The following is a 5532-nucleotide window of genomic DNA, read 5'->3' as shown; positions in this document are numbered from 1 at the left end:
CATAATAGAAGAGAAAGGTGTAAAGAAACTTTATCATTTTACAGACCGTGAAAATTTGGAATCAATAATAAAGAACGGTGGGCTGTATTCGTGGGCAGACTGCGATGAAAAGGGTATAGTTATCCCTAAACCTGGAGGGGAGAGCCTGTCACGCTCGCTTGATACAAGAGACGGATTGCAGCATTATGTTAGAGTGAGTTTTGTAAAGGACCATCCCATGATGTTTGTTGCGATGAACGAGCAGCGTATCTCAAATCCTGTTGTATTGGAGATAGACCCTGAGGTGGTATGGTGGCAGGACAGTATGTATTGCAATAAGAATGTTACACGTAACGATGCAAGTTATGGCGGCAATGTGGAACATCTTAAACAGATTCACTTTGACACTGTGTTAAGAAACAGATATTTTGATTTGGCAGAAGATGAAAGGCCTTTTTATAAGGCAGAAGTAATGGTAAAGAATTTTATTCCTTTAAAGTATATCACTAATATAGGAAATTTCGGTTATACCATTCCTTCTGTATCTGACAAGATGCAAAGCAAGATTCCTTATACTGCACAGATTACACGCAATACGCCTACTGCATTTATCTTTATGATAGACCAGTCTGTTTCTATGAAAAGAAAGACTGTGCTGTATGGTGAGGAACTCACAATGGCTGAAGCTGTGGCCCGTATTGTAAACAGTCAGATTAATGACTTGGTACTGAGATGTATAAAAGGTTCTGAAACTCGTCATTATTATGATATTGCAGTGGTAGGTTATGGTGAGAACACATATTCGGGATGGAAAGGCGCTTTAGAAGGTCGTGATTTTGTTTCTCCTGAAGAGCTGAAAAACAATCCTTTCAAGAAGATTGTTACCCGTGAGGAGGTAAGAACACGTAAGGGCACATCCATAAAGGATGTTGAAAAGGTACAATGGATAGAAGCAAAATATGATGGAAGTTGGACTCACATACATAAGGCTTTTGACAAAGTGAAAGACTTGCTTGAACAATGGATGGAGAAGCATAAGGGTAAGGACTGTTATCCTCCTACTATCATTAATATTACCGACGGTGAATTCAATGGAGCAAGTAAGGATACAGTACTTCAGCAGGCAAACGAACTGAAGTCTATGTTTACCAATGATGGTAATGTATTGCTGTTCAACATCCATATATCTACAGCGAAAACTGATTGTATTCTTTTACCTGTCAATAAAGATGAGGTTAAACATAATGCGTATTCAACTACCTTGTTTGAATTGTCCAGTTTATTACCACAGAGGTATAACGAAGAAATTTCAAAGGTGAGACAAGATGGTGATTTGTCTACTCGTCATACGGCAATGGCCGTTAATGCAGACATGTCTACTCTTATAAAACTCATGGATATAGGCACACCAACAAATATTAGTCAAAAGTAATTATGGAGAGAAAACCATTTTCAATATCTATAGCAAAACCCGGTCAAGGGCAAGTAAATGAGGATGCTGCAATAGCAAAAGCTGGTATGATAGCGGTATCAGATGGTGCAGGTGGTGGAGGGCTATATGCCGACTTGTGGTCAGCATATCTGCTCGAGAAACTGCCTGATGAACCCATAACTACATTTGAAAAGCTTGATTCATGGCTTGATGGAATATGGGAAACATTTTATAATAGGTGTGAGGAACAGGCAAAGAAAGAAGGAGGATTGGTTCTCAATAAATTCTATGATGAAGGCTCATTTGCTACTTTGGCAGCAGTATGGAAGAATGATAAATTTTGTCGTTGGATTTCGTATGGTGACAGTGTAGTGTTTCATTATAATATGCGTACAGGAATTCTGGAACATTCTTTTACGAAACTAATTGATTTCAACAATCCTCCATATCTTATTAATTGTAAAGATCCACTTAATAATGAAGGCTTTCGTTGTGGAGAATTTAAAATAGATAATGATTCTGTTGTGTTTTGTGCTACTGATGCATTGGCTCATTTTGTGATAATGTGTTATGAAATATCCAAGTGTAATTTATATGGTGAGGAACTTGCAGAGGCTGTTAATGCTGGAACAAAAGTCTCTGCTTGTATAAATGCAGCAACTGCTAAGCCTTTGGATTTCAAGACCAAGGTTATACGAAAATTATGTAGGTGTTCTCCTTATAATACCAAATTTGAGAATTATATTAATAAATTACTTGAAAATAGGTTTATAGTACTTGATGATTATTCATTTTCTATGTTTTAGATATGGATACTGTCACTTTTAATAAAAGAGTATATTGGTTAAAATGAAACGCGCAAGAAAAGAAACCGTGACACGTACGTGTTACGCCCGCGTCACGTTTGTGTCACGCGCGTTACACGAACGTGTTCCACCCGTTACACGTACGTGTCACGCTTCCTCTGTCGAAGAGCTTTGCCGGATATCTCAAATCTTCGGATAATATTTTTATAGTCATAAGTCCTTTGAAACTAAAAAACATTCCACAGGCTACGGTCTAAGTCATATTTTTTCCGTATGTTTGTAACTGTTTTTCAAGATTAAAGACATGGGAAAATATCTGACGCTTATTTTAATATTTATTGCTGGACTTTCTGTTTCGGTATCTGCACAGAGGAGAAATCAGGCTTACGAGGACTATATAAAGAAGTATAGGGGGATAGCCGTGGAAGAAATGAGGAAATATCATATTCCGGCCAGTATCACGCTCGCTCAGGGACTCTTGGAGTCGGGGGCGGGAAGGAGTACTTTGGCAAGGAAATCTAACAACCATTTCGGAATTAAGTGCGGCAGTTCGTGGGACGGACGTACGGTGCGCCATGACGATGACCGTCGCAATGAGTGCTTCCGTGCTTACAGGCATGCCAAGGATTCGTATGAGGACCATTCCAAGTTCCTGCGTACGGGAGCAAGATATGCTTTCCTCTTTCGCCTTAAGATAACCGATTATAAAGGTTGGGCGCGAGGACTTAAGAAAGCCGGGTATGCCACAGACCCTAGATATGCTGACAGACTGATTAGCATGATTGAATTGTATGACCTTGACAGGTATGACAGGAAAGGCGGGCTGGAATGGGCAGAGAAGGTAACTAATCCGCATCAGCCTTACTTGGCTAATGAGATGCTTTATGTCATTGCACGCAGGGGAGATACCTTCAAGTCGTTGGGCTATGAATTTGATATCAGCAGCCGAAAGCTCCGCAAGTATAATGAGTTGCCGAAAGACTATGTTTTCCGTGGCGGCGAGGTCGTTTATCTGGAAGAGAAACGCAAGAAAGCTACCAAGGACCATATAGTATATGTGGTGAAGGCCGGCGATTCGATGTATTCCATATCGCAGATGTTCGGTATAAAACTGAAATATCTTTACAGGATGAACAAGATGGATGAAGATGCTCCTGCTCCAAAGGTAGGTGATATTCTCCGATTGAGATAGAACTATGCTGCACTGTGAATGGCTGATGAACGGCCGATGAACAGAAAATGAACGGCAAACGAACAATAGAGTCAATCTTTTTCAGGAAAAGGACTGCATGTTCGTTTGCCGTTCATTTTGCGTTCACTAAGCATTTATTCTGCGTTCACTATATTATTCATGATGATAAGGCCCGTTGTTCAGTATCGTCATAGCTCTGTACAGCTGCTCCACGAAGATGAGGCGTATCATCTGATGCGAGAATGTCATCTTCGACAGAGATATCTTCTCCTGAGCTGCCGCATATACTGATGGGGAAAATCCGTAAGGACCACCGATGATGAATACCAGACGCTTGTTCACGGTGTGCATCTTCTTCTCAACCCAGTCGGCAAACTCAATGGAACGGAATTCCTTGCCGTGCTCGTCAAGCAATACCACAACGTCGCCCGGCTGTATGGCTTTCAGAATCAGTTCGCCTTCCTTCTCCTTCTGCTGCTCCATGCTCAGGCTCTTGGTGTTCTTCAGTTCCGGAATGACCTCCATATCGAACGAAGTATAGTGTTTGGTTCTCTCCACATAGTCGTTTATGGCAGTGATATAGTGTTTTTCCACTGTCTTGCCTACTACAAGTAATATAAATTTCATATTCGTTTTCTGTTTTTATAAATTACGGCTTTGCAAAGATACGAATAATCTATACCTTTGCATTATAATTCAATAAATCTGTAACATTATGGACGAAAAAGTAGTAAAAGATTTGATAGACCGCCTTATAGACCTGTCTTTCGCTGAAGATATAGGTGATGGCGACCATACAACACTCTCGTGTATCCCAGCTGATGCAATGGGTAAGTCAAAACTTCTTATCAAGGAAGAAGGTATTCTGGCCGGTATCGAGATTGCCAAGGAAGTGTTCAACCGTTTTGACCCGACTATGAAGGTTGAGGTTTTCATCAACGACGGTGCACACGTAAAGCCGGGTGACGTAGCCATGGTAGTGGAGGGAAAGATTCAGTCTTTGCTTCAGACAGAGCGTCTGATGCTGAACATCATGCAGCGTATGAGCGGTATTGCTACTATGACAAACAAGTATGTGAAACGTCTGGAAGGTACTAAGACCCGCGTGCTTGACACAAGAAAGACTACTCCGGGTATGCGTATCCTTGAAAAGATGGCTGTCAAGATTGGTGGTGGTGTGAACCATCGTATCGGTCTGTTCGATATGATTCTCTTGAAGGACAACCATGTGGACTTCGCCGGAGGTATCGACAAGGCTATCAACCGCGCTAAGGAATATTGCAAGGCTAAAGGCAAGGACTTGAAGATTGAAATCGAGGTTCGTAACTTTGATGAGCTTCAGCAGGTGCTCGACCTTGGTGGTGTAGACCGCATCATGCTCGACAACTTTACTCCTGAGAACACACGCAAGGCTGTAGAGATGGTTGCCGGCAGATATGAGACAGAATCGTCAGGAGGTATTACTTTCGATACTCTTCGCGACTATGCCGAATGCGGAGTCGATTTTATTTCTGTAGGTGCCCTTACACACTCTGTAAAGGGACTTGACATGAGTTTTAAAGCTTGCTGATTATGATTGGTAGATTTCTTCTGACAGGTTTGATACTTACTGTAAGTACAGCAGCATCTGCACAGGACTGGAAGTCGGTGCTTGGTGGGGTAGTGAACAAGGTGGAAGAAACCGTATCGAAGGTGAACGAAAGTGTTTCCATCGTGGGAACATGGAAATACGCTGCTCCTGACTGTAAGTTTGAAAGCGACGACCTGTTGTCGAAAGCCGGTGGCGAAGTGGCAGCAAAGAAGGTTGAGGAACAGATGAGCAATTATCTGTCTAAGCTTGGTTTCAATGAGAATACAGTGTATGTGTTCAATGCGGACAGTACATATACTTCGACTGTAGCCGGACGTACCGTGAACGGTACTTACAGCTATAATAAGGAAACCAAGGAAATCACGCTGAAAACCAAAATCGGTCTGAAGATGACAGCTCAGGTTTCTACTTCACTCCTGAACGGCGGTTCGATGAGTATGCTTTTCAAGGCTGACAAACTGATGTCGCTTGCTCAGACGTAAGCAATTAGTAAACCCCGTCTTGCAAGGTCTATAAACATAAAGAGATGCCT

Annotated in this window: 6 protein-coding genes; 5 read left to right on the top strand and 1 reads right to left on the bottom strand. The window is 41.8% G+C overall.

The window, feature by feature from the left end; all coding sequences use genetic code 11:
- The 3 genes from QZ379_RS11925 to QZ379_RS11915 form a co-directional block, all read left to right on the top strand.
- Positions 1–1411 (top strand): DarT ssDNA thymidine ADP-ribosyltransferase family protein (locus tag QZ379_RS11925; protein WP_291565037.1); only part of this gene is annotated, 1411 nt, incomplete at its 5' end.
- Positions 1412–1413: 2 nt separating this feature from the next.
- Entirely contained in the window at positions 1414–2217 is an 804-nt protein-coding gene (locus tag QZ379_RS11920) for a hypothetical protein (protein WP_291565034.1), read from the top strand.
- 304 nt (positions 2218–2521) lie between these two features.
- Entirely contained in the window at positions 2522–3409 is an 888-nt protein-coding gene (locus QZ379_RS11915; RefSeq protein WP_291565031.1) for a glucosaminidase domain-containing protein, read from the top strand.
- A 153-nt stretch (positions 3410–3562) separates the two neighbouring features.
- Here the strand turns inward: QZ379_RS11915 and rlmH are convergent, their stop codons facing one another.
- Positions 3563–4036 (bottom strand): 23S rRNA (pseudouridine(1915)-N(3))-methyltransferase RlmH, encoded by a 474-nt coding sequence (gene rlmH / locus QZ379_RS11910; protein ID WP_291565028.1) that lies wholly within the window; start codon positions 4034–4036, stop codon positions 3563–3565.
- Positions 4037–4124: 88 nt separating this feature from the next.
- Here rlmH and nadC point away from each other — a divergent pair, with 88 nt between their 5' ends.
- Positions 4125–4979, top strand: coding sequence for a carboxylating nicotinate-nucleotide diphosphorylase (gene nadC / locus QZ379_RS11905; RefSeq protein WP_235328938.1), 855 nt, complete (start codon positions 4125–4127; stop codon positions 4977–4979).
- Between the two features lie 2 nt (positions 4980–4981).
- Positions 4982–5482, top strand: a complete 501-nt coding sequence (locus QZ379_RS11900) for a DUF4923 family protein (RefSeq protein WP_291565021.1) — start codon at positions 4982–4984, stop codon at positions 5480–5482.
- The last annotated feature ends 50 nt before the right edge of the window (positions 5483–5532 follow it).

Origin of the sequence: Bacteroides sp., from assembly GCF_019417265.1 — a bacterium.
In the GTDB taxonomy this organism is placed as follows: Bacteria; Bacteroidota; Bacteroidia; order Bacteroidales; family Bacteroidaceae; genus Phocaeicola.
Note: the sequence above shows the minus strand (reverse complement) of the source record. Positions and strands in the feature narration are given on the sequence as shown.